Origin of the sequence: Bacillus sp. 7884-1, assembly GCF_002272245.1 — a bacterium.
In the GTDB taxonomy this organism is placed as follows: domain Bacteria; phylum Bacillota; class Bacilli; order Bacillales; family Cytobacillaceae; genus Neobacillus.
Genome location: NZ_NPDD01000363.1, coordinates 1 through 353, shown reverse-complemented (window position 1 = coordinate 353; position 353 = coordinate 1). Strand labels below are relative to the sequence as shown.

The 353-nt window shown below is 38.0% G+C and carries 1 protein-coding gene; it reads left to right on the top strand.

Features of this window, described 5'->3' with window-relative positions; translation table 11 throughout:
• Positions 1-3 precede the first annotated feature (3 nt).
• On the top strand, positions 4-353 hold a 350-nt coding region (locus CHI06_RS31215), incomplete at its 3' end, for a plasmid pRiA4b ORF-3 family protein (protein ID WP_142301056.1).

Below are 353 nucleotides of genomic sequence, written 5' to 3'. Positions count from 1 at the left end.
GAAATCGACCTGTATCAACTGAAAATAAAAATCAATCTTGAGGGTCATGAAATTTGGCGACGCGTTTTAGTGCCTTCGACTTATTCCTTTAGACATCTACATAATATTATTCAAACCGTTTTTGATTGGCATAACGCTCATTTACATGAATTTGTTGTGGAAAGAGCGGAAAGGAGGGACCTCAAAATTGTGATGGATGACGACCCAGAGACGATGGAATATATGGATTTTGATGCATTTGAGATTCGTCAGGAGCGATTTGTTGCCCTTGAAGAAATTTTTCCAACCTATGGTGAAGTCGTATATGAATACGATTTTGGAGATTCCTGGGAACATACGATAACATTGGAAAA